Genomic DNA, 22,454 nt, shown 5'->3' with positions numbered 1-22,454 from the left:
GCGATCTGACCCCTGCCGATCCATAAAGCCGACCTGCAGAGGACGGCCTGGCAGAAGGCAACCTGAGTGAAGCCGATCAGGCCGAGGCCTGACTCCACCGTTCGGCGAACGCGAGGAACACGTCGTCCTCGTCGGGTTTGGTGACCGTCACGCGGGCGCCGTCACCGGCGAAGGGCCGGACGATGACGCCGGCCGCGGTGCAGGCCGTCGCGAACTCGGTCGTCTTGTCGCCCAGGTCGAGCCAGACGAAGTTCGCCTGCGAGTCCGGCACGCTATAACCGAGTTCCCGCAGTCGCCGCGTCACGCGGGTGCGCTCGGCGACCACGGCGTCGGTGCGGGCCAACAGCTCGTCGCCCGCCTCCAGGGCCGCGAGCGCCGCGTGCTGGGCGAGGCTGTTGACCGAGAACGGCACGTGCACCTTGCCGAGCGCGGTGACGACGCGCGGATCACCCACGGCGTAGCCCACCCGCAGGCCGGCCAGGCCGTAGGCCTTGGAGAACGTGCGCAGCACCACCAGGTTGGCGAACTCGCGGTGCAGTTCCATGGCGTCGTAGGCCTGCTTCGGGCCGAGCCGCAGATACTCGAAGTACGCCTCATCGAGGGCCACGATCACGTCCGGCGGCACCGACCGCAGGAAGGTCAGCAGATCATCGGCGTCGACGACCGTGCCGGTCGGATTGTTCGGGTTGCACACGAAGATCAGGCGGGTGCGGTCGGTGATCGCCTCGGCCATGGCCGGCAGGTCATAGGTCAGATCCGCGGTCAGCGGCACCTGGACCGGTGTGGCACCGGCCACGCGAGTGGCCAGCGGATAGGTCTCGAACGACCGCCAACCGAACAGCACCTCGTCGCCGGGACCGCTGGTGACCGTGATCAGGTTCTGGCATAGGATGACCGACCCGCAGCCGACCTGAACCTCCTCCTCGGTCACGCCGAGACGCTTGGCGAGCGCTGCGGTGAGATCGACAATGCCGTTGTCGGGGTAGCGGTTCACCGTCGCTGCGGCGGTGGCGATCGCGTCGACGACGCTGGGCAGTGGGCCCTCGGTGACCTCGTTGCTGGCCAGCTTGACCGCGCCCGGAAACGTCTTGCCGGGCACGTAGGCGGGCAGGTCGTCGAGGTCGGGGCGGATACGCGGAGTCACCCGTCAAATGTAGGTCTGCCGTGCTCGGCGCACCAAAACGGTGGCGGTTTGCTTCTGGGCGCACGGTGTGTGTAACCTTTCGCTTCGGCAGTTCGAAAGGACTCCGCCAAGGAGGCGTGCCAGAGCGGCCGAATGGGACTCACTGCTAATGAGTTGTCTCGCTAAAACGGGACCGGAGGTTCAAATCCTCTCGCCTCCGCCGACCCGCAGTCGCGACTGTGGGATTGACTCTGCTGTCTCCGACAGCGGGGATTGACTCTGCTGTCTCCGACAGCGGGGTACAACTGAATACCACGCGCCCGTAGCTCAACGGATAGAGCATCTGACTACGGATCAGAAGGTTTGGGGTTCGAATCCCTACGGGCGCACCGAAACCCCAGCTCAGGCCATGTGCCTGGGCTGGGGTTCCTCATTTCGACCCTCCACACCCCGCGCTTATCCCCGTTGCCGGGAGAACCGCCGCGGCAGCCGACCGGCGATTTGTCGTGCGCGGCGGCGGTCCGCCGATAGTGACCTGCGCGCCGTCGGCTCGAGATGAGAGAACGGGGCTTTCGGCCCTTCCTGGCCCCGGACGTGCGGTCGATGGTGGAAATAACCCTCGGAAGCACCCGTTGAAAGGCGGAACATCATGACCGAGCGAGCAGATGCCGTGGTCGTCGGAGGCGGGCTCGGTGGGTTGGCGGCGGCGGTGACGCTGGCCGGTGCTGGTAAGAGGACTGTTGTCCTGGAGCAGAACTCCGTCCCTGGCGGATACGCCTCTGCATTTCGGCGCGGACCGTACCGGTTCGATACGGCGTTACACGAACTCAACGGGCTCGCGCCGGGCGGCGGGGTGGACACGCTCTACCGTCAACTGGACATCTGGGACCGTCTGCGCCTGAACCGGTTGGACCCGCTGTATGTCCTGAGGGGTCCCGGCCGGGAAATCGTCGCCCACGCTGACCTGTTCGCCTATGAGGCCGAACTCATCCGGAGTTTTCCGGGCCAGACAGATCAGATCCGCGCGTACCTCGACGACGCGGCCACTGTCTACCGTGATACCCGCCGTCTCGCCACCGACCGGGCGGCCGGCCGCGATCCCTCACTGGAGGAGATGCTCGCCAAGTATCCGGCCATGGTGCAGGCAAGTGGTGAAACATGGGATCAGATGATGGCCCGGCATGTGGCCGACCCACAGCTACGTAGCGCCCTCGGCGCATTGTGGGGCTACCTGGGTCTGCCGCCGTCACAGTGCGCTGCCATCCTGGGCGCGTCGATCACCAGGTCATACCAACAATATGGGGGCTGGTACCCCGAGGGCGGCGCAGAGGCGATCAGCGCCGCGTTGGCAGATGTGTTGCTCGAACGCGGTGGTGAGATCCGCTGCGAGCAGACCGTAACGGGTTTCGAAGTCGACGATGACCGTGTAGTGGCCGTCGCCACGGCTCAGGGTCTTCGACTGGAGGCCGACGTTTTCGTCTCCAACGCCAGCGCGCCGGCCCTCGTGGCACTCGTCGGTCGCGAACATTTTCCGACCGACTACGTGCAACGGATCGAAGGGCCTGCGCCGTCCTACACCACTTTCTCGGTCTATCTCGGACTGGACCGCGACAACCTGGGCGAGCACGAGGCCCCCCACGAATGGTTCCTGACTGCGTCCTGGGATGCCGACAAGGCGTGGCAGGCCTCGCAATCCGGTGACTGGGACCAGGTCGATCTGTCTGTCACCGACTACACACAGGTCGACCCCGGATGCGCACCACCCGGACACGGCGTCGTAGTACTGACCACAGTTGCCGCGTGGGACTACCAGGACGTCTGGGGAACCCATGGTGACCTCACCGGCTACCACGAGAACCCCGCCTACGTCCGGATCAAAGAGCAGGTGGCCGACACGCTCATCCGGCGAGCCGTCGACGCATTCCCCGCTCTCGCTGAATCCATCCGCTTTCGGGAGGCCTCGACACCCTTGACGAACTTCCGCTACACGCACAACCCACACGGTGCGATCGAGGGCTACGAGAACACACCGGCCAACTCCGGCCTGGGCTGGCTGCCCCACCACACACCGCTGCGCAACCTCGTTCTCGCCGGTGCCTGGACCAACAGCGGAGGCATGAATCCCGCCATGGACTCGGGCGTCAGAGCGGCTCAACTGATCCTGGCGCCTTCGCGAACGCCGGCGTGAGCGCCGGGAGAACTGACCGGCTCGGCCCTCTGGTTCCATAGGGATCAGAGGGCCCTCCCGTGTCGGAGAGTTTTCACAGCATTCACTCCCTTTACATCGATGTCCGATAGCGTCAAGCGCGTCGGTGGACATCTGTGGCCGGACGAAAGGACCTCTCGTGACCTCTCCCTCACCAGCGGCGAAGTACGGCGCCGAGCTCTTCGGCACCTTCTGGCTTGTCTTCGGCGGCTGCGGCAGCGCCATCTTCGCCGCCAAGCAGGTTGCCGAATCCGAGGACGGGCGCAGCACGTTCCAGGTGGGTATCGGATTCCTCGGTGTCTCCTTGGCATTCGGACTCACCGTCGTCACGATGGCCTATGCGGTCGCACACATCTCCGGGGCGCATTTCAACCCGGCGATCAGCCTGGGCGCCGCGGTGAGCGGCCGTCTGCCGTGGAAGGAGGTCCCCGGCTACTGGATCTCGCAGGTCGTCGGCGGTCTGCTCGCAGGGCTGCTGCTGCTCATCATCGCCAACGGCCTGCCGGGCTTCTCCCGAGAAGGAAACATGGCCGCCAACGGATATGGCGAACATTCGCCGAGCGGCTACTCACTGACCGCGGTGATCATCGCCGAGATCCTGCTGACCGCGTTCTTCCTGATCGTCGTCCTCGGCGCCACCGACGACCGGGCGCCGAAGGGATTCGGCCCGCTGGCGATCGGCCTCGCGCTCACCCTCATCCACCTGATCTCGATCCCGATCAGCAATACCTCGGTCAACCCCGCCCGGTCGACCGGTGTGGCGTTCTTCAACGGCAACGGTGCACCCGGCCAGCTATGGGTGTTCTGGTTGGCCCCGCTGATCGGTGGGCTCATCGGCGGCGTGATCTATCCGTTCCTGTTCGAGAACGGCAAGCTCGCGATCGGTTCCCGCGCCGCCGCCTGACACATCGCACTCGGCACCTCGCTCGGGCCGTCCGGCTGACGGCCCGAGCGGCTCGAGGCTCCTCGCCGACGACGCCTTCGGACGTCGCTTCCATGTCGTCGTACTGTCGGAGGTACCGACGACACGCGACGGGAGGCCGACCATGGGACAACCCGACGGCGGACCCGCGCGCCCGCTCGACGATCTCTATCGCACTCCGCTGTATCCGCAGCTCTATCCACCGCTGGGCTACGCCCCCGACGGGACACCGATCTTCGTGCCCGGCCAACAGGGTGCGCCTCCGTCGCCACCCCTTGAACCGATCGCCGATTCCGGTTCTGGTGATTCCGCGGGCGCCGACGAAGCGCCGCCGGCGGCCCCGGGCCGTGGCGATCGGTCCGATCGACGCCTCATCGGTGTGCTGTCGTTGGTCGCGATCGCGGCCATCGGATTGCTCGCGCTCACGGTCGGGCGGGCAGCGCTGCGCACTGACGAACCCGCGGCCGCGCCGACCCTGCCCGTCTTCATCACGCCCACCGAACCGCCCACCGTCGCACCGGGGGTGCCCGGGCTGCCCGGCGACGCGACCGAAGCGCTTCCGGGTGACCCCGGGGCGCCCGTCGCCCCGATCGGCAAACAGGTCGTCTACGAGGTGACCTCTGCGGGAGGTGCCACTATCCTCTACGTGGACGCCGCGGGGCTGCGCACGACGATCGGCGCGCCGAGCCCGTGGACGCTCAGCTTCACCGGATCGGCGAACCCGCTACGCGTCCTGGTGCTCGCCGGTCCGGGTGCGGCCTCGTGCGTGATCAAGGTCGACGGACGCATCGTCGCAGCCGACCGGATCTCCGCGGATTCGACTCGCCGTACCGTCTCCTGCAGAGCCTGAGGTGACGCTGCTCACGAATTGTTGCCCCCAAGGCGGCCATCAACTGTGTGCCGAGGTCCTCGGGTCGCTACCGTAGATCTGTGAGTTCTTCGCAGACAGCCCCCGACAACGTCGCTCGGGCCGACGACGACGCCCCATCGGCTGACTTCAAGACGATGATGACCTGGCGCGGGGAGGGCGCGGACCGGCTGGAACAGGTACGCGTGCTCGTCACCGGGATGCGGATCAAGGCTTACGGCCGGATCATCGCGGCGGCCACCGACGAGCACGAGGCGTTCTCCGCGTCGTACGAACTGGTGACCAACGACGCCGGCGTGACCAAGCGGTTGTCGGTGCATCTGCTGCGGGTGAGTGGCGATACACAGCTGGCCATCACCCGTGACGGTGAGCACAACTGGCTGGTCCAGACCCCCGACGGTACCGTGCGGAGCGATTTCAACGGTGCCGAGGATGTCGACCTCGCGCTCTCTCCCATGTTCAACGCGTTGCCCATTCGCCGCCACCGCCTGCATGAGGGCAGCGGCGACATCGAGGTCCCGGTCGTCTACCTGTATCTGCCGGGCGGCACGGTGGAACCCGCGACCCTGCACTACACCGCCGGTCCCGACTCGATCGCGGTCGTCTCACCGATCGTCACGTCGATGCTGACCACCGACGAGAACGGCTTCGTCGCCGACTACGCAGGTCTCGCCAGCCGGGTCTGATCTGTTCGGCGTCAGCCGATCCACACGCGTGCCTGGTGCGCCTGGCGGCGCAATTCGTGGGCCCAGCCGTGCTCTCCGACGACGACCCCCGTGATCGGTGCCGGGGTCGCTCCGGTGACCGCCTCGTAGGCATTCCGGGCGCGGTGCCCGTCGTCGACGAGGATTTCGACGGTCCCGTTGTCCCGGAGTTCGTCGCGGGCCGCGATCAATCGGTCGATGGCCTCGCTGAGCACGTTGAGCAGCGCGATCCCGTTCGCCTCCAGCATCGCGCGTTGCAGCGCGGGCGCGGTACCGGCCACCCGGGTGCCGTCGCGGAAGCTGCCGGCGGCCAGACGCAGTGCGAGCCCGCTCTCGCCGGCGCCGACCGCCGCAGTGGTGGCCGCGGTCAGATGCGGCAGATGTGAGATCGCGGCGACGGCGCGGTCGTGTGCGTCGGGGGCCGCGGGTACCACGTAGGCGTCCACCGCGCGTGCCATCGAGGCCACCGCGAGCCAGTCGTCGGGTCTGGTGTGATCCTCCGTCGTGACCATCCACATCGCATCGGTGAACAGTTGGGGATCGGTGGCCGCCCAACCGGACTGGCTGGTCCCGGCCATCGGGTGACCCCCGACGTAGCGCATCCCGGGAGCCAGCCGCGCAACCGCCTGCGCGACCGGCTGTTTGACACTGATGACGTCGGTCAGCAGACAGTTGGGCGCGTATTCGGCGATCGACTTGAGGAGGTCGTCGATGACGGTGACCGGTGTCGCGAGCACGATCATCGCATCGTCGGAGGCCGCCTGGCGCAACGTCGCGACCAGGTCGTCGGATGCCCGGTAACCGGCCGCTGTCGCGTCGGCGACGGTCTGCGCGGACCTGTTGTACCCGAAGGCCGATCGGCCGCCGTCCGACAGCGCCCGCAGCAGGGATCCACCGATGAGACCGAGACCGATCACACAGACGGGCGGCCCAGCGAGCGGGCTGGAATGGGATGGCGCTGCAGTCACCTCCTCACATTCCCACATCGGCGCACGCGCGGTGAGCGAGTGCCCGGACGTGAGGACTTGGGAGAGGCGCCGATTCCGGCTACCGTGACCTGCATGGCAGGAGCCGCGGGTGTATCGGGTGGTTCGAACAGGCAGGACGTCGGTGATGACGTGGAGGGTTTCGCTGTCGCGGTCATCCGCGAGGACGGCTCGTGGAAGGTGACCGCGCTGAAGCAGTCCGCGCTGCTCGATCTCCGCGATGCCGAACGTCAGCTGCGTGAACTGCGGTCGTCCGGCGCCGTATTCGGTCTGCTCGATGTCGACGACGAATTCTTCATCGTCGTGCGGCCCGCACCGTCGGGTGCGCATCTGCTCGTCTCGGACGCCACCGCCGCCGTCGACTACGACATCGCCGCCGACGCGCTCGAGGCGATGAACATCGAGGTTCCCGATCTCGATCCCGACGAACTCGACGACGTCGACCCTTGGGAGGAAGGCGATCTCGGCATCCTCGCCGACCTCGGCCTGCCCGAACCGGTGATGAGCGTCATCGTCAGTGACACCGACCTCTATGCCGACGAACAGATCGGCATGATCGCGGCGCGTCTCGGTTTCGCCGACGAGCTATCCAAGGTGCTCGACAAACTGGGCCATTGAGCCGACGAGGCGCAGGTCGACAGCTCACCGAGTGGGAGGCCATGATGCGGCAGGCCCTTTTGGCCGCGGCCGACGCCGGCGCCGACGATGTGCCGATCGGTGCCGTCTGTTTCGATCCCGACGGTGTCGAACTGGCCCGCGCCGCCAACCGTCGGGAGGCCGACGGTGACCCGACTGCGCACGCCGAGATCCTGGCGCTGCGGGCCGCGGCGGCCCGTTTCGGGGACGGTTGGCGGCTGCCCGGCTGCACGCTGGTGGTCACCGTGGAGCCGTGCACGATGTGTGCGGGCGCGGTGACCATGTCGCGCGTCGACGCGCTCGTGTTCGGTGCCTGGGAACCCAAGACCGGTGCCGTCGGCTCGCTCTGGGACGTCGTCCGTGACCCGCGCCTCACCCACCGGCCACAGGTGCGTGGGGGTGTCCTGGAGGCCGAATGCCGGGCGCTCATGATCGACTTCTTCGCTACGCGCCGCGACGACTGAGACCGTGTGCTGGGAGAATCGGGGACGAAATCAGGGTCGAGTCAGGGTTCGCGCACGCCGTTGACCTGGCACATTGGTAGATACGGGGCAGCGGCACCCGCCGCGCTCCCAGAGACCGGAGGAAAGAGATGTCCGACACGACCGACAAGGTGACCGCGGTGGTCGATACCGCCCGGGAGAAGTTCGAGGAGTTCGTCGGTAGCGAGGCGGTGCAGGGTGCCGTCAGCTCCGCGAAACAGAAACTGAACGAGTTCGCCGAGAGCGACACGGTTCAAGGCGCCGTCAGCACCACGAAGGAGAAGTTCACCGAGTTCACCGAGAACGAAAAGGTGCAGGACGCCATGACGACGGCGAAGGAGAAGTTCGACGAGATCAAGGTCAAGGTGACCGGTCACTGACCGCTCTGACCTGCGATCCTGGTCGCCTCTGAGTTTCCCTGGCACGGTGGGTGATGCCCCCACCCGTCGACAACACGGTTGGCGGGAACTCAGGAGGAGGCTGTTCATGGGAATCTCTGATGACGCCAAGAACAAGGCTGAGGAACTGAAGGGCCGCGGTAAAGAAGCTGCCGGCGGCCTGACCGACAACCAGGACCTGAAGCAAGAGGGTCAAGGTGACCAGGCGTCCGCCCACGGAAAGCAGAAGATCGCCGACGCCGCGGACGCGGTCAAGGGCAAGGTCGACGACATCAAGGACAAACTGACCGGGAAATCGTGACAGAGACGCTCCCGGCGCCGCTCTGACCAGCCAATTTAGGACTCACGCCGGACTGCGGTACAGTCTTCCGCGGTGGCGTGTCCGAGCGGCCGAAGGTGCAGCACTCGAAATGCTGTGTGCGGTAACCCCGTACCGAGGGTTCAAATCCCTCCGCCACCGCAGCGAACGGCCCCCTACCGAATCCGGTAGGGGGCCGTCGTCGTCCCGAAGCGCGTCGGCGTCAGACGCCGAGTTTCTCCTGGATTCCTGGTTGCAGCACCTCCGTCAGGTCCGTCCACGGCACGGTGACCGGCAGATAGTCGCCGAGTGCATGGCCGACCGGGACGTAGACGCGCAGACCGCTCCCCAGCGGCACCCAGTTGAGGAAGTTGTCGATGTGCGCGGTGGTGATCATCGCTCGCGGGTCCAGGCGGTTCACCGAGTCGGTCAGCACCTGGGCGGCTGCGGTGGGGTCGGTGACCACATCGGTCAGCAGAACCGGCTGCGCGGTGTCGGCATCGATGGTGATGGTGGCGACGTGGTTGTTCGGGTGCGCCGCGCCCTGACTGTAGGCCGAGAAGATGGCGACGCCCGCGACGACGTGATCGGTGATCGTCGTGACGGCACTGTGCTCGTCGCCGAGCAGTTGCCCATCCTCGACAGTGGTGTCCACCAGGCTGGTGGTGAGCTCGTCGAGGGCAGAGCGCATGCCGGAGTTGAACCGCGCGCGGACCGCCGCGTCCCCTCCGCGAAGTTGGGGCAGGTGGACGTCGAAGGTCGTCGAACTGCGGGTGCCGCTCACGCGAGGGGTCGTCGCCTCGTACCCCTGGGTCGCAGCGGATGACACCGCCGACGACGCCGGCGGTGTGGGTGAGAGTTCCACCGACGACGTCTGCAGGGAGATCGGCGCCGCCGGTTCGGCGGGCTCGCTGCATGCGGACAGCACAAGTGTCAGGGCGGCGCTCGACACCGCGAGCGCAATCGCGCCCCGTCTGGTCATGTCTGAACGATACGCATCCGCTCGCCTACGCGGGAGTACGCCCGACGCCTCCCCGATCTGTCCCGGTTCGGATGCTACGGAACCCGGCGGCGCAGAGTGTTCTCTCACAGCTGTTGTCCCCTCACGCCAGAAACGGCCCGAGTCGCTGCGCGTAGTCGACCAGCGACGGGATCTGTCTGCCCATGAGTTCGCAGCGGTCGGCCGTTCCGGACAGTGCCAGCGCTGCGACGAGGACACCCGAGCGGGACCGCACACCGACCGCGACGCAGGCCCGATCGGGATCGAGCTCGCCTACCTGCGTGGCGTAGCCGTCGCGGGTGATGGCCGAAAGTTGTTGTTCCAGAGCGTCACGCGTCGTCGGGGTCCGGCCGGTGAGAGCGGTGAGAGGGAAGTGGACCCACTCATCGAGCTCCGACTTCTCCGCCAACAGCAGCTTGCCCACCGCGCTGGCGTGGAGATAGCGGTTGATGGTCGGCTCGTCGGCGGTCGGCGGGAACTCGGTGTCGACGTCGGCGGCACGCACCGAGGTGTTGGTGAAGTAGTAGAGGTGGGCGCCGAAGCGGATGGACAGTCGTAGCTCGGCCAGCACGTCCCGGGCGGCGGCGCACACGCGCGGCACCAGGGTGGCGTCCACGAGCGCACCGGTGCGCGGGCCGAGGGCGAAGCCGGCGAGGTCGGGCATGCGCACCACGTACTCGTCGGCGACCAGGAGATTCAGCAGTCGGTACACCGTCGCCGACGGGATGTCGAGACGTTCGGAGATGTCCTTGGCCGTGATTCCTGCGCCTCCTCGGGCGATCTCCTCCAGTACCTGCAGTGCGGTCTGGACGGCCTTGGGCTGCCGACCCGACAGGCTCGGTCCCGCCGGGCTCACCGACGGACCTGCCACGGGTCGTAGTCGTTGATGACCTGGTCGGAGGTCGTCTCGTCGAACACCCCGACCCGCGCGGGGAGCCCCGGGTCCCGCCGCCGCCGCAACGCGTACACCGCGAACCCGCCGAGCACGAGGGCGGCATAGGTGGCCGTGGCGATCCATACCGGTGCGTCGATCGTCAGTGCCGCCCACACGATGATCGCAACCAGCGCGAGCGCAGCGAGGGCACCGATGATCACCGGCAGTCGGCCCAACTCGCCGATCTGACGGAGAAAAGCGGGGGCCGCGACGCAGACCAACAGGTAGGCGCAGATGTAGCCGTGCGCCGAGATCGCCAACATCCCGATGAGGGTGCTCCGCGCCGAGCCCGCCGCCACGAGGTAGATCAGCGGGACCAGTGTGACCAGCGGCATCACCACGAGAAGTGCGGTCACCGGGGTATGAAAGGTGCGGTGGGTGCGGCCCATCGCGGCTGGGACAACCCCCTCCCGTCCCATCGCGAACAGCGTCCGCGACAACGCCGTGCACGACCCGATCACGCATGCCATCCACGACGCGGTGATGCCGAGCTCAAGCAGCACCGACAGCACCCCCGAACCGATGCCGTGCGACGACGGCAGGTTCAGGACGATCGGAACCGTGCCTGTGGTGGCGGGTGCGGTGTGGCCGGATTGCGCGACGGCCGCGAACACATACAGCACACCGAGGACCAATGGCGACCAGCGCACCGCTCGGGTGACCGCGATGAACGGGTGCCGCGCCTCACGTGCCAGGGTCGTCGCGCTCTCGAAGCCGACGAACGACGTCGTCGCCAGCAGCAGCGCGAAGCCGATCGCGCCGTCACCGAGCGAGCCGGTGGGTGACGGACTGTCGCCGCGCAGCGCCGCCGCGGTCAGCACCGTGGCCGCCGCGACCACTGCGAAGACCTCGATGCTCAGCGAGATACGCGCCGACAATTGGATCCCGCGGACCATCAGCGCCAGCGCCACCGCGCCCACCACCACGACCAGCACACCGATCGTCGCGCGCCCGTCCGGCACGCCGACCCGATGCAGCAGCGCGGTCAGATAGGCGGCGGCGCCCACGGTGCTGGCCATCGCCGCGCCGGCGTACCCGATCACGACCGACCAGCCCGCACCGATTCCGGCCGTCGGCCCGAGGCCCTTGACCGTATAGCTGTAGAGCCCGCTCACCGCAATCATGCGCGTGGAGAACTGACTGATGCAGTATCCGACGGCGAGGAACAGCACCGTCGTCACCACGAAAACCGGTACTGTCCAGCGGCCCGCCGCCGGAATCACCAGTGCCGGCACGGTGACCATGACCGCGGAGGGCGCGACCGCCGCCACGGACTGGCCGAGAACCTCGGCGAACGACAACTGCGCGCGCCGTAAACCGGCGACCGGCGACCGGCCCCGGATAGTTTCCCCGCTGCTCACGTTCTACCGCCTCCCGGCCTTGTCGCCCGAAGCAACCAGGCATCGAGGACCCAACCCATCGAGACGATCATCACACTGTTTCGGCGCCGATTCAATCGGGGATCGGTTCAAATGAGAAAGCTGCCGCTAACGCATTCTCATTTGAACCGGAATATCGGTTCAACCTGGGGATATCGCGACCCTGCGCGGGTGATCCGCGGCCCACGTGAGGCTGTTCAAATGAGAATCCGACCCTCTCGAATACCCATTCGAAATAGGTAGTGACACAGCTCATAGAGCGGGCGTAGGGTCAGTCTCACCGATCCACCGACACCGCACTGCAGTGCGAGATCTGGTGCAGAAACACTGGTCAGGCAGCTGCGATGTCGGGGTGGAGGTTTCCACCACTCGGCTGTGTCGCACCGGTCGTGCGGGTTCGGTGATCAGCGTCCGAGGAAATTGAAAAATCAACTGAGAATCCAGGAAATCTCGATTGAGAATCGACAGCAAACCCGATTCTCATATGCGGTATTCGAATGCTTACCTTTCCATAATTCCGCGACAATGATTCGGGTCGATTCTTGTGGACAACCGATTCGATTTCGCCCGAGAAGGATGAGAAGTGACATGACCACCACACCAGTTTCGACGGCACCGTCGACCGCCTCCACAGACGGCGGTCCGCACGCGCTGTCCGGCCGGCTCGGCCCCACCGGCATCGTCTTCATGGTGATCGCGGCGGCGGCACCCCTGACCGTGATCGCAGGTGCCGTCCCGCTCGGCATCTCCGCGGGCAACGGCGCGGCCTACCCGGCGACCTACATCGTCTGCACCGCGGTGCTGCTGCTGTTCGCCGTCGGGTTCACCGCGATGGCCCGGCACATCCCCGGCGCGGGTGCCTTCTACACCTACGTCGCGCACGGGCTCGGCCGTCACGCCGGGCTCGGGGCCGCGTTCCTGGCGCTGCTGTCCTACACGGCAGTGCAGGGCGCGGTTTACGGCTACATCGGCGCCGCGATCAACGATCTGGTCACCGCACATGGTGGACCGGCAGTACCTTGGTACGTGTATGCCTTGGGCATCCTCGTCGTCATCGCCTCGCTGGGATATCGCCACATCGAGCTGTCCGGCAAGGTGCTCGGCGTCCTGCTCGTCTGCGAGGTGGGCATCGTGATGATCATCAACCTGTCGGTGCTCGGCCACGGCGGCGCCGAGGGACTGTCCACGGCCGCGCTGAGCCCGGCGAACTTCTTCCACGGGGCGCCCGGGATCGCGCTGATCTTCGCCCTGGCCGGCTACATCGGTTTCGAGGCCACCGCGGTCTTCCGTGACGAGGCCCGCGACCCGGCTCGGACGATCCCCCGCGCCACCTACCTGGCCCTGCTGCTCATCGGCGCCTTCTATGCCCTCAGCAGCTGGCTGATGGTCAGCGCATGGGGCGACGCGGGTGCGGTCCAGATGGCCACGGAGAACCCCGAGGGCATGATCACCGAGACCGCCGTCCGCTACGTCGGGTCGGTCGCCGGGGACCTCGTGCAGGTGCTGCTGATCACGAGTCTCTTCGCCGCGGTGCTCTCGTTCCACAACGTCCTCGCCCGCTACATCCACTCGCTGGGCAACAGCGGAGCACTGCCCGCTTCTTGCGGCCGCTCCCACGCCCGCCACGCGTCTCCCCATGTGGCGTCGATCGTCCAGACGACCTCGGCAGCTGTGGTCATCGTGGCCGCCACACTCGGTGGACTTGATCCGGTCACCCAGGTGTTCGCGTGGTTCGCCGGGGTGTCGTCGGTCGGGATCGTCGCTCTCATGACCCTCACCTCGATCGCGGTCATCGTGTACTTCCGCCGGACCCGCAAGGACACCCGGTTGTGGCAAACGATCCTGGCGCCGGGACTGGGATTGATCGGACTCGCGACGCTTCTCGTCCTCACCGCGGTCAACCTTCCGTTGCTGGTCGGCGGTTCGGACACCCTCGCGATCATCATCGCGGTGCTCCTGATCGCCGCGTTCCTCAGCGGAGCCGTGGTCGCCGTCGCGCGACCGCACGCGGCCCGGCACACGATCTCGGTAGACAACTGAAATCCATTGTTCATCAACGACATCCATATTGACGCGAAGGAGAACATGATGAGTACCGCCACCGTGACCGACCCCGGACGTACCGACAGTGTCGGCCCCGACCACCCGCTCACCCCGCTGACAGCTGACGAGATCACGGCGGTCCGCGAGATCGTCGATGCCGCCGGGCTGCTCGGCGAGCACACCCGGTTCGTCTTCGTCGCCCTCGACGAACCCGCGAAGGACGCGGTGCTCGCCTTCCGTCCCGGAGACCCGATCGAGAGGCGGGCGCGGGTTCTGCTTCTCGACCGCGACACCGGACACGGCGCCAACCTCATCGTCTCGGTGACGGGGCGAGCCGTCGTCGAACGGACCACGATCGACGCCGCGTCCGAAGGTCACGTGCCGATCCTGGACCAGGAGTTCGAGGACATCGAGTCCTACCTCCTCGACTCGTCAGAGTGGCTCGAGGCGATGAAGGCCCGCGACATCGAGCCGGCCAACGTGCGTGCGGTCCCGTTGTCCGCCGGCGTCTTCGGGCACGAGGACGAGGTCGGTCACCGGATCGTCCGGGTGCTCGCCTTTTACCAGTCGGACAAGGCCGACCTGCCCTGGGCGCATCCGATCGACGGTGTCGTCGCCTACGTCGACCTCACCGAGCGTCGCGTCGTCAAGGTGATCGACGAGATCGAGCTGCCCGTGCCTGCCGAACGGGGCGAGTGGAATGCCGAACCGCATGCCACGCCCACCCGCACCGACCTCAAGCCCATCGAGATCACCCAGCCCGAAGGCCCCAGCTTCACCGTCGAGGGCAATCAGATCAGTTGGGCCGACTGGACCTTCCGGTTCGGATTCGACGTTCGTGAGGGCCTGACGCTGCACCAGCTCTCGCTGCGCGACGGCGATCAGGTGCGTCCGGTCATCTACCGCGCGTCGATCGCCGAGATGGTGGTGCCCTATGCCGATCCGTCGCCGGTCCGTTACTGGCAGAACTACTTCGACCAGGGCGAGTACCTGTTCGGCCGGTACACGAACGCCCTGGAACTCGGGTGCGATTGCCTCGGCGACATCACCTACTTCGACGTGACGATCGCCGACGAAGACGGCAATCCGCGGGTCATGAAGAACGCGATCTGTCTGCACGAGGAGGACTACGGTGTGCTGTGGAAGCACACCGACATGTTCAACGACATGGCCGAGACCCGGCGATCACGCCGGCTGGTGATCTCCTTCTTCCTGACCATCGGCAACTACGACTACGGCTTCTACTGGCACCTCTACCTCGACGGCACCATCGAGCTCGAGGCAAAGGCCACCGGCATCGTCTTCTCGTCCGCATACCGCGGTCCCGACGGCTTCTCCACCGAGATGGCACCGGGTCTCGGCGCACCCTTCCACCAGCACCTGTTCTCCGCGCGGTTGGATATGGCCGTCGACGGTAACCGCAACGTCGTCACCGAGGTCGACGCGGTGCCGGTCCCGATGGGGCCGGAGAACCGGTGGGGCAACGCATTCCGACAGCAGAAGACACCCCTGCGTACCGAGTCGGAAGCCATGCGGATGGCCGACAACAGCAAGGCCCGGGTCTGGCACATCACCAACCCCGACAAGCAGAACCGTCTCGGACAGGACGTCGGCTACGCGCTGCACCCGGAGGGTCAGCCCGCCCTGCTCGCCGACCCGAAGAGTTCGATCGCTGCTCGAGCCGCCTTCGCGACCAAACACCTGTGGGTAACGAAGTACGATGCCGCGCAGCGGTATCCGGCAGGCGACTATGTCAACCAGAATCCCGGACACGACGGCCTGCCGGCGTACGTGGCGGCCGACCGCAACATCGACGGCGAGGACGTCGTCCTGTGGCACACCTTCGGCCTCACGCACTTCCCGCGGCCGGAGGACTGGCCGGTCATGCCGGTCGACTACGCCGGTTTCAAGCTCAAGCCGGTGGGCTTCTTCGACCGCAATCCGGCGCTCGGTGTCCCGTCGGGTCCGACCAAGTCGCACTGCTGCGAGAGCTGACATCCACCTGCGACATCGCCTCCATGAGCACGCTCGCCGTCTTCGGGCGGCGGGCGTGCTCACGTCATCGTCAGGGCAGGAAGTGGGCCGCCTGCGTGGCGAGATCGAGCAACGGTTGCGGGAAGATGCCCAGCACGATGGTGACGACCGTGCAGACGGCGATCGATGACGTGGTCAGCACGCTCGGCTTCACCACGTGCGGGGCGTCGGTGGGGGCATCGGCGAAGAACATCGCGACGATGATCCGAATGTAGAAGTAGGCGGCGATGGCGCTACTGAGCACACCGATCACCACGAGCACTCCGCCGCCGTTGGCCGCGACCGCGGCGAACACGTCGAACTTGGCGATGAACCCGCTCGTCAGCGGGATACCCGCGAATGCGAGCAGAAACATCGAGAACATCGCCCCGACCAACGGATAGCGCTTCCCGAGCCCGGCCCACTGCGAGATCGCGGTGGCCTCGCGCCCGGACAGATGCGGTCCGGACGGCCGGTCGGGTTCGCGGACAACGGCGACGGTGGCGAACGCCCCGAAGGTGGAGAAGGCGTAGGCCGCGAGGTAGAACATGGTCGCCGCCAACCCGGGCTGTTCTCCACCGCTGCCGACACCGGCGTCATACGCGATCAACCCCAACAGGATGAAACCCGCGTGGGTGATGGACGAATAGGCCAGCATGCGTTTGACATCGGTCTGGGTCACCGCCATCACCGCGCCCACCAGCATGGTCGCGATCGCGACGGCCCACAGCGCGGGCTCCCAATCATCCTTGAGCGCACCGAATCCGACATAGAACACCCGCAACAGCGCACCGAAGGCGGCGACCTTGGTGGCCGCGGCCATGAATGCGGTCACCGGGGTCGGCGCGCCCTGATACACATCGGGCACCCAGGCGTGGAACGGCACCGCACCGATCTTGAACAGCAGCCCCACCGACAGCAGGCCGAGCGCGATGAGCGCGAGCGTGGTGTCGCCGTCCGGTGCGGCGGCCGCGTCGGCGACCGACCTTCCGATGACCCCGAGCTGCAGTGAACCCGTTGCGCCGTAGGTGAATGCGGCGCCGAACAGGAAGAACGCCGACGAGAACGCGCCGAGCAGGAAGTACTTGAGCGACGCCTCCTGCGAGATCAGCCGGCGGCGACGCGCCAGACCACACAGCAGGTAGAGCGGCAGCGAGAGCACCTCCAGCGCAACGAACATCGTCAGCAGGTCACCGCAGGCGGGGAACAGCATCATGCCGCCGACGGCGAGCAGGGTCAGCGGGAACACCTCGGTGCTGATCGCCCCGGCGCGGGTCGCCTCGTATTCGGCGTCGGTATTGGGCACCGACGCCCCGGACGGGGTGAACATGTCCGCGTCGACCGAGTCCAGAGTCGCCTGTGCTGCGGCGCCCGGACCGTCGCTGACCCGTCGGCGCGAGGTGCGGACCGAATCCGGTTGCGGCGGAAGCCCGGCGACGACTCGTTCGAGTCGGCGTTCACCCATGAACGCGACCGCCGGGATGGCGATGAGGACAAGCAGTCCCTGTAGGAACAGGGTGGGCCGATCCACCACGACGGCTCCCGACATCGCGAGCTGCCCGAGACGCCCATCCTGCGACTCGGCGATCGCCACCGCGACGACCGCCACGAATGCGGCAACCAGACCGCCGAGGGCGAGCACGAGCTGGATGCCATAGCGGAATCGTCGTGGCGAGAACGCCTCGACCAGAACGGCGACGACCGCGGCACCGAAGACGATCAACATCGGCGACACCAGGCCGTACGCGATATCGGGCGGCGTGATGGCGGCGAGGTGTTCGACTCTCACTTCGGGCCTCCCTCGGTCGGGACACGGTCTAGCACGGGCACCGCCGGGCGCGGCTGCTGCTCATGAATCGTGCTCAGGGTGTGTGCCACCGCCGGATCGATCAGGTCCAGCAACGGTTTCGGGTACGCACCGAACACGAGCAGCAACGCCAAGAGCGGGGCCACGACGACGAGTTCGCGGCCGTGGAGATCGGGCATCGACCGGGTGGCCGCCCCCGGCCCCTCGACGGGTTTGGGTGGGCCACCCATCATCCGTTGGTAGAGCCACAGCACGTAGATCGCCGACAGCACCAGCGCACTCGCCGCGACCACCGCCGCGACCGGATAGCGCGTGAAGGTGCCGATCAGCACCAGGAACTCACTGATGAACGGGGCCAGCCCGGGCAGCGACAGCGTGGCCAGGCCGGCGATCAGGAAGGTGCCGGCGAGCACCGGGGCGATCTTCTGCACGCCCCCGTAGTCGGCGATGAGCCGGCTGCCGCGCCGCGACACCAGGAACCCGGCCACCAGAAACAAAGCAGCCGTGGAGATCCCGTGGTTGACCATGTAGAGGGTCGAACCGGCCTGCCCCTGTTCGGTGAATGCGAAGATGCCCAGGATGATGAACCCGAAATGGGAGATCGACGTGTAGGAGATCAGCCGCATCACGTCGGTCTGGCCGATCGCCAGGATCGCGCCGTAGACGATCCCGACGACCGCCAGCGTGACGATCAGCGGTGCGAAATACCGCGCGGCGTCCGGGAAGAGCTGCAGGCAGTAGCGCAACATCGCGAAGGTGCCGACCTTGTCGACCACCGCCATCATCAGCACCGCACTCGACGGTGTCGCCGCCACCGCGGCGTCGGGCAGCCAGGAGTGGAACGGCCACAGCGGTGCCTTCACCGCGAACGCGAACATGAAGCCCAGGAACAACAACTTCAGCACCGACGACTCCGCGTCGAGCCCGCCCGCCGACACCGCATCGGCGACGACCCGCAACGAGAACGTGCCGCCGCCGTCGGCACCCAGCCCGGAGCGGGCCGTCACCACATAGAGCCCGATCACCGCGGCCAGCATGATCAGCCCGCCGAACAGGTTGTACAGCAGGAACTTCACCGCGGCCCGCGATCGGTCCGGACCGCTGCCGAAACCGCCGATCAGGAAGTACAGCGGGATCAGCATGGCCTCGAAGAAGATGTAGAACAGCAGGATGTCCAGGGCGACGAAACTCATCAGCACCATCGCCTCGACCGCCAGCGTCAGCGCGATGTAGGTGTGTGGTCCCTTCTGCCGACGGCCGGACGAATCATCCAGGGAGCCGGACTGATCCGCGTCACCCCAGCCCGCGATGACCAGCAGCGGCACCAGCACCGCGGTGAGCAGCACCAGCACCAGCCCGATTCCGTCGAGGCCCAACGCATATCGGGTGCCGAATGCCGGAATCCAGCTGTGGTCCTCCACGAACTGATACCGGTCACCGTGCGGGTCGAACCCGACGGCCAGCCCGATCGCCACCACCGCGGTGGCCAGCGAGACCACCAGCCCCAGCCATTTCGCGATATCGGGCCGCATGTTGGGCACGGCCAGCACCGCCAATGCACCAGCCACCGGCAGCAGCCACAGGATCGTCAACCACGGCATGTTCACAGCACCCCCACCACCATGACCACGGCCACGATCACGACTCCGCCGGCGAACATCGACATCGCATACGAGCGCACATATCCGTTCTGCCAACCACGTATTCGCTGCGACAGCGCCGCGATGGTGCCGCCGATGCCGACGGTCGCAGCGTCCACCCCGTCCTTCTCCACCAGGACCAGACCGCGGGTGAGTTCCTGCCCGGGACGCATCAGCAGGTTCTCGTTGACCGCGTCGCCGTAGAGGTCGCGGCGCGCAGCGACGGTGAGTGCGGACACGTCGTCGGGGGCGGTCTGCGGGACAGGCCGGGTGCCGTACTGCCGCCACGCGATCGCCACACCGACCGCCACCACCGCCAAGATCGTGACCGTCACCACCCAGGCCGGCACCGACAACTCGCCGTGCTCCTCACCCACCACCGGTTCCAGCCAATTCACCAGCGCATCACCCCACACCAGCAACGCTCCCGATGCCAGGGAGCCGATGGCGATCAGACTCATCGGGACGGTCATCGACGCCGGGGACTCGTGCGGATGCGCTTCCGGCTGCCAGCGTCGTTCGCCGAAGAACGTCAGCAGCATCACCCGCGTCATGTAGAAGGCGGTGATCCCGGCACCGAGGAGCGCAGCGCCACCGAGCAGCCAGCCGCCGACGCCGCCGGAGGCGAAGGCCGCCTCGATGATCGGGTCCTTGGAGAAGAACCCGGAAAACGGCGGCACCCCGATGATCGCCAGATAGCCGAACCCGAAGGTGACGAAGGTGATCGGCATCAGGTTGCGCAGACCGCCGTAGCGGCGCATGTCGGTCTCGTCGTTCATGCCATGCATCACCGATCCGGCGCCGAGGAACAGGCCGGCCTTGAAGAAGCCGTGGGTGAGCAGGTGCATGATGGCGAACGCGTAGCCGGCGGGGCCGAGGCCGGTGGCCAGCACCATGTAGCCGATCTGGCTCATCGTCGACGCCGCGAGAGCCTTCTTGATGTCGTCCTTGGCGCAACCGATGATCGCGCCGAACAGCAGGGTGACCGCACCGACGACGGCGACCCCGGCCTGCGCGGCGGGCGCGAGATCGAAGATCGGGTTGGACCGGGCGATCAGGTAGACACCGGCGGTGACCATCGTCGCGGCGTGGATGAGCGCGGACACCGGGGTGGGACCCTCCATCGCGTCACCCAGCCACGACTGCAGCGGTACCTGCGCCGACTTGCCGCACGCGGCGAGCAGCAGCATGAACCCCATTGCGGTGAGCGCACCGTCGGACGCATCGCCCGCCGCACCGAACACCACGCCGAACGACACCGACCCGAACGTCGCGAACATGATCATCAGCGCGATCGCCAGCCCCATGTCGCCGACCCGGTTGACCACGAACGCCTTCTTCGCCGCCGTCGCCGCCGACGGGCGATCCTGCCAGAAACCGATGAGCAGGTACGACGCGAGACCCACACCCTCCCAACCCGTGTAGAGGCCGAGGAAGTTGTCGGCGAGCACCAGCAGCAGCATCGCGGCGAGGAACAGGTTGAGGTAGGCGAAGAACCGGCGACGATCCGGGTCGTGGGCCATGTAGCCGATCGAATAGATGTGGATGAGCGACCCGACCCCGGTGATCAGCAGCACGAAGCACATCGAGAGCTGATCGAGTTGCAGGCCGAAGTCGACCTGCAGGTCGCCAACGGGTACCCAGCTGAACAGGATGTGGTGCACCGCGCGGTCGTCGGCGGTTCGTCCGAGCATGCCGACGAACATGGCGAACCCGACGACGAACGAGACCAGCGCCATCGCGCAGGCCAGCAGGTGACCCCACGCGTCGGTGCGACGCCCGCCGAGCAGCAGCAACGCCGCTCCGATCAGCGGGAGCGCGGGTACCAGCCAGAGAAGGTCCGCGGTCGATTCGGTGCTCACCCGTCGCCTCCTATCGCTTCAGCAGATCTGCGCCGTCGACCGAAGCCGACCGTCGGGCCCGGAAGATCGTCATGATGATGGCCAGGCCGATGACCACCTCGGCGGCCGCGACGACCATGGTGAAGAACGCGATCACCTGTCCGTCAAAGGATCCGTGCATCCGCGCGAACGTGACGAACGCCAGGTTGGCCGCGTTGAGCATCAACTCGATGCACATGAACACGACGATCGCGTTGCGTCGCAGCAACACCCCCGCGGCGCCGATCGTGAACAGCAGCGCCGCCAGGTAGAGGTAGTTCTCCGGGTTCATCGGTGCCCTCCCAGCGACCTGCGGATGCCGTGGGAGGCCGCCGAAGGTGCCTCCTCGTGGGGACGAGGCCGCAGGGTCGCGTTGACCGACAGATCCGACGGTGACCCGTCGGGCAGCAGGGCCGGCACGTCGACCGCGTTGTGCCGGGCGTAGACACCGGGACTCGGCAGCGGGGTCATGTCCACCCCGGTGCGGAACCGTTCGGTCGACAGCTCCCGCTGGGTGCGGCGCGGTCCGAACCGTTGCCGGTGCGCGAGGACCATCGCGCCGAGCGTCGCCGCGATGAGCAGCGCGCCGGTCATCTCGAACGCCCAGAGGTAGCGCACGAAGATCAGCATCGCGATCGCCTCGATGTTGCCGTCGCCCGCGGTGCCCGATCCCTGCCCGTCGGCGACCGGCGCGCCCGCGAACACCGCCAGGGATGCATTCGCGATCGCCGCGATCAGCAGCACCCCGAATCCGACGCCGAGGACGACGGCGGCGACACGCTGTCCCCGAAGGGTTTCCACCAGTGAATCCGACGAGTCAACGCCGATCAGCATGAGCACGAACAGAAACAGCATCATCACCGCACCGGTGTAGACCACCACCTGCACCACGCCGAGGAACAACGCACCCTGCGCGACATAGAAGATCGCGAGGATGATCATCGTGGTGGCCAGGAAGATCGCCGAGTACACCGCCTTGGTGGCGAACACCACGCCGAGCGCGCCGAGGACCGCGACCACGCCGAGCACCCAGAACTGGACCGCCTCACCCGTCGACGTCTGCGTCATCGCGGCGAGGACGGTCGTCATGACCGGTCCTTCGCGACGAGGTGACCGTCCTTGGAAACCTCACCGC

The 22,454-nt window shown here is 66.9% G+C and carries 20 protein-coding genes and 3 tRNA genes; 13 read left to right on the top strand and 10 right to left on the bottom strand.

Annotated features, from left to right (window positions below; translation table 11 throughout):
- Positions 1-76 precede the first annotated feature (76 nt).
- Positions 77-1,144 (bottom strand): histidinol-phosphate transaminase, encoded by a 1,068-nt coding sequence (hisC, locus tag GORHZ_RS18705; protein WP_006335761.1) that lies wholly within the window; start codon positions 1,142-1,144, stop codon positions 77-79.
- Between the two features lie 110 nt (positions 1,145-1,254).
- On the opposite strand from hisC, the gene GORHZ_RS18700 reads away from it, so the two are divergent.
- The 6 genes from GORHZ_RS18700 to GORHZ_RS18675 all read left to right on the top strand — a co-directional run bounded on the left by GORHZ_RS18700 (position 1,255) and on the right by GORHZ_RS18675 (position 5,805).
- A tRNA-Ser gene (locus GORHZ_RS18700) sits at positions 1,255-1,343 on the top strand.
- Between the two features lie 96 nt (positions 1,344-1,439).
- Positions 1,440-1,512: transfer RNA gene (locus tag GORHZ_RS18695), tRNA-Arg, on the top strand.
- 260 nt (positions 1,513-1,772) lie between these two features.
- Positions 1,773-3,311, top strand: coding sequence for a phytoene desaturase family protein (locus GORHZ_RS18690; RefSeq protein ID WP_006335760.1), 1,539 nt, complete (start codon positions 1,773-1,775; stop codon positions 3,309-3,311).
- Positions 3,312-3,468: 157 nt separating this feature from the next.
- Positions 3,469-4,233 carry an aquaporin Z gene (gene aqpZ, locus GORHZ_RS18685; RefSeq protein ID WP_006335757.1) on the top strand — a complete coding sequence of 255 codons (765 nt, stop codon included), beginning with the start codon at positions 3,469-3,471 and terminating at the stop codon, positions 4,231-4,233.
- Positions 4,234-4,375: 142 nt separating this feature from the next.
- Positions 4,376-5,101: a hypothetical protein gene (locus GORHZ_RS18680; RefSeq protein ID WP_006335754.1), complete on the top strand. Its 726-nt coding sequence runs from the start codon at positions 4,376-4,378 to the stop codon at positions 5,099-5,101.
- A gap of 80 nt (positions 5,102-5,181) precedes the next feature.
- Entirely contained in the window at positions 5,182-5,805 is a 624-nt protein-coding gene (locus GORHZ_RS18675; protein ID WP_006335752.1) for a putative glycolipid-binding domain-containing protein, read from the top strand.
- A gap of 11 nt (positions 5,806-5,816) precedes the next feature.
- On the opposite strand, the gene GORHZ_RS18670 is transcribed toward GORHZ_RS18675, so the two are convergent.
- Positions 5,817-6,791, bottom strand: a complete 975-nt coding sequence (locus GORHZ_RS18670; RefSeq protein ID WP_040532463.1) for a prephenate dehydrogenase — start codon at positions 6,789-6,791, stop codon at positions 5,817-5,819.
- A gap of 93 nt (positions 6,792-6,884) precedes the next feature.
- On the opposite strand from GORHZ_RS18670, the gene GORHZ_RS18665 reads away from it, so the two are divergent.
- The 5 genes from GORHZ_RS18665 (at position 6,885) to GORHZ_RS18645 (ending at position 8,785) form a co-directional block, all read left to right on the top strand.
- Positions 6,885-7,427, top strand: a complete 543-nt coding sequence (locus GORHZ_RS18665; RefSeq protein WP_040532461.1) for a tRNA adenosine deaminase-associated protein — start codon at positions 6,885-6,887, stop codon at positions 7,425-7,427.
- A 41-nt stretch (positions 7,428-7,468) separates the two neighbouring features.
- Positions 7,469-7,909: a nucleoside deaminase gene (locus GORHZ_RS18660; protein ID WP_040532460.1), complete on the top strand. Its 441-nt coding sequence runs from the start codon at positions 7,469-7,471 to the stop codon at positions 7,907-7,909.
- Positions 7,910-8,037: 128 nt separating this feature from the next.
- On the top strand, positions 8,038-8,307 hold the full coding sequence (locus tag GORHZ_RS18655) for a hypothetical protein (RefSeq protein ID WP_006335739.1): 270 nt from the start codon (positions 8,038-8,040) through the stop codon (positions 8,305-8,307).
- A 106-nt stretch (positions 8,308-8,413) separates the two neighbouring features.
- Complete coding sequence (locus tag GORHZ_RS18650; RefSeq protein ID WP_006335738.1) at positions 8,414-8,626, top strand: CsbD family protein; 213 nt, start codon at positions 8,414-8,416, stop codon at positions 8,624-8,626.
- 71 nt (positions 8,627-8,697) lie between these two features.
- Positions 8,698-8,785: transfer RNA gene (locus GORHZ_RS18645), tRNA-Ser, on the top strand.
- Positions 8,786-8,846: 61 nt separating this feature from the next.
- Here GORHZ_RS18645 and GORHZ_RS18640 read toward each other — a convergent pair.
- The 3 genes from GORHZ_RS18640 to GORHZ_RS18630 all read right to left on the bottom strand — a co-directional run bounded on the left by GORHZ_RS18640 (position 8,847) and on the right by GORHZ_RS18630 (position 11,918).
- Positions 8,847-9,605 carry a hypothetical protein gene (locus GORHZ_RS18640; RefSeq protein WP_006335737.1) on the bottom strand — a complete coding sequence of 253 codons (759 nt, stop codon included), beginning with the start codon at positions 9,603-9,605 and terminating at the stop codon, positions 8,847-8,849.
- A gap of 121 nt (positions 9,606-9,726) precedes the next feature.
- Positions 9,727-10,479 (bottom strand): IclR family transcriptional regulator, encoded by a 753-nt coding sequence (locus GORHZ_RS18635; RefSeq protein ID WP_006335736.1) that lies wholly within the window; start codon positions 10,477-10,479, stop codon positions 9,727-9,729.
- Positions 10,476-11,918 carry an APC family permease gene (locus GORHZ_RS18630; RefSeq protein WP_006335735.1) on the bottom strand — a complete coding sequence of 481 codons (1,443 nt, stop codon included), beginning with the start codon at positions 11,916-11,918 and terminating at the stop codon, positions 10,476-10,478. Before GORHZ_RS18630 ends, GORHZ_RS18635 begins: the two co-directional genes overlap by 4 nt.
- A 606-nt stretch (positions 11,919-12,524) precedes the next feature.
- On the opposite strand from GORHZ_RS18630, the gene GORHZ_RS18625 reads away from it, so the two are divergent.
- Both GORHZ_RS18625 and GORHZ_RS18620 read left to right on the top strand, forming a co-directional pair.
- A complete protein-coding gene (locus GORHZ_RS18625; protein WP_006335734.1) occupies positions 12,525-13,976 on the top strand; it encodes an APC family permease in 1,452 nt (483 codons plus the stop codon).
- Positions 13,977-14,024: 48 nt separating this feature from the next.
- Entirely contained in the window at positions 14,025-15,974 is a 1,950-nt protein-coding gene (locus GORHZ_RS18620; RefSeq protein ID WP_040532474.1) for a primary-amine oxidase, read from the top strand.
- Between the two features lie 70 nt (positions 15,975-16,044).
- On the opposite strand, the gene nuoN is transcribed toward GORHZ_RS18620, so the two are convergent.
- From nuoN to GORHZ_RS18595, 5 genes are read right to left on the bottom strand one after another with little or no spacing between them, the layout of a single operon-like run.
- Entirely contained in the window at positions 16,045-17,781 is a 1,737-nt protein-coding gene (gene nuoN, locus GORHZ_RS18615) for an NADH-quinone oxidoreductase subunit NuoN (protein WP_006335732.1), read from the bottom strand.
- Positions 17,778-19,400 (bottom strand): NADH-quinone oxidoreductase subunit M, encoded by a 1,623-nt coding sequence (locus GORHZ_RS18610; RefSeq protein WP_006335731.1) that lies wholly within the window; start codon positions 19,398-19,400, stop codon positions 17,778-17,780. The genes nuoN and GORHZ_RS18610 overlap by 4 nt, the downstream gene beginning before the upstream one ends.
- A 2-nt stretch (positions 19,401-19,402) precedes the next feature.
- Complete coding sequence (gene nuoL, locus GORHZ_RS18605) at positions 19,403-21,301, bottom strand: NADH-quinone oxidoreductase subunit L (protein WP_006335730.1); 1,899 nt, start codon at positions 21,299-21,301, stop codon at positions 19,403-19,405.
- A gap of 10 nt (positions 21,302-21,311) precedes the next feature.
- On the bottom strand, positions 21,312-21,611 hold the full coding sequence (nuoK, locus tag GORHZ_RS18600; protein ID WP_006335729.1) for an NADH-quinone oxidoreductase subunit NuoK: 300 nt from the start codon (positions 21,609-21,611) through the stop codon (positions 21,312-21,314).
- On the bottom strand, positions 21,608-22,408 hold the full coding sequence (locus GORHZ_RS18595; RefSeq protein ID WP_006335728.1) for an NADH-quinone oxidoreductase subunit J: 801 nt from the start codon (positions 22,406-22,408) through the stop codon (positions 21,608-21,610). Before GORHZ_RS18595 ends, nuoK begins: the two co-directional genes overlap by 4 nt.
- Between the last annotated feature and the right edge of the window lie 46 nt (positions 22,409-22,454).

This window comes from Gordonia rhizosphera NBRC 16068 (assembly GCF_000298195.1).
GTDB lineage: Bacteria > Actinomycetota > Actinomycetes > Mycobacteriales > Mycobacteriaceae > Gordonia > Gordonia rhizosphera.
The sequence above is the reverse complement of the archived record's forward strand: the minus strand, read 5'-3'. Positions and strand labels throughout refer to the sequence as shown.